The 1,442-nt window shown below is 52.0% G+C and carries 2 protein-coding genes; both read right to left on the reverse strand.

All coding sequences use genetic code 11. From position 1 onward, the window contains the following. Positions 1-38: 38 nt before the first annotated feature. Positions 39-881, reverse strand: a complete 843-nt coding sequence (locus KNO92_RS15040) for an IS3 family transposase (RefSeq protein ID WP_483297461.1) — start codon at positions 879-881, stop codon at positions 39-41. Then, a partial coding sequence (locus KNO92_RS15045) for a helix-turn-helix domain-containing protein (protein WP_483297462.1) occupies positions 878-1,442 on the reverse strand: 565 nt, incomplete at its 5' end. The genes KNO92_RS15045 and KNO92_RS15040, both read right to left, overlap by 4 nt.

Consider the following 1,442-nt stretch of genomic DNA (forward strand, 5'->3'; position numbering starts at 1 on the left):
TGAACTGAACCAAAAAAGTTAGACACTAAATAATTTTGTTAAGCGACTTTTAGAACCTGCGTCCGGTATTCAACCGGGCTCAGGTTTTTTAGTCTTTTCTTGATGCGACGATGATTGTAATACTCGATGTAGCGCTCGAGCTCCTGTTTGAAATGAGGCATATCCTTAAACTTTCTAAGGTAAAGGAGCTCGGACTTGAGCACGGCGAAGAAGCTCTCGATGGCCGCGTTGTCGAGACAGTTGCCCTTTCGGGACATACTTTGGGTAATGCCGTGTTCGCGTAGCTTCGTCGTGAACGCTCGGAATTGGTATTGCCAGCCCTGGTCAGAATGGAGGATTGGCCTCCTATCACTGTCGAGTCTTGCGATGGCTTGGTCCAACATCTCGCTGATGAAGGGATACCTGGGCTTATCGGACATCGAATAGGCGATAATTTCCCGATTTGCCAGGTCCATCATCGGTGAGAGATAGAGTACCTCCCCGAAAAGATGGAACTCGGTGACATCGGTCACCCACTTCTGGTTTAGGCCCGTGGCCTGGAAATCTCGTTCAAGGAGGTTCGGTGCGATCGTTCCGACCTCTCCTTTGTAGGACCGATATTTCTTCATGCGGACGAGGCACTTGAGACCGAGCTCGTCCATGAGACGCAATACGGTCTTCGGGTCGTGCCTGAAGCCTTGGCGCTCGAGGAGCGCATGGATGCGCCGATAGCCACAACGTCCCTCGTGTTCGTGGAAGAGGGTCCGGATCGCTTCCTTCACGTCCGCGTACTTGTCATCGGCCGTCAGGCGCGTTCGCCAATAGTAATAGACGCTTCGAGCCATATCGAGCACCTGGAGGAGCCCCGGCACAGGATAGGTGGTCCTTAGCGCGTCGATCACTTGGGCCTTGATCCGGTTCGTCGCGCTTCCTCTTCTTGAACCAAGGCTTTCAATTTTTTTAACGCTGCGTTCTCCATCTCGAGGAACTCGACCCGTTCCTTGAGCTTCTCGACCTCCGTCATCTCTTTGGGTTCCTGCTTCTTCCGTCTCGGCATCGGGGCACGTCCTTTCGGCTTGGCGACCAGTCCCTCGGGTCCCTCCCGTTCATACGCGGATCGCCATTTGGCGATCATCCCGGTAGAGGAGATTCTGTACTTCAGGGCCGCATCAACCAGAGACAGCCCGTTTTCCGCCATGTCTTTTAGTACCCTCAGTTTAAACGTCTGTGAGTGGACTGTATAGGACGGATCGAAGATCGTCTCGCCCCACCGTTCGTAGAGAAGCACCCAAATACGTACCTGATGATGACTCACCCCGAACTCTTTCCCCAACGTTTTGTAGCCATCCTTACTTGTCAGATAGCGTTCGACAATCTGGACTTTCAATGCCTTTGAATATTTGGTCATAAAAAACACCCCATAAAAGTTGGATTTTCGTGTCCAACTTTTATGGGGCAGTTCA

It is taken from the genome of Exiguobacterium sp. s129, assembly GCF_018617585.1.
GTDB classification, from domain to species: Bacteria; Bacillota; Bacilli; order Exiguobacteriales; family Exiguobacteriaceae; genus Exiguobacterium; species Exiguobacterium aestuarii_A.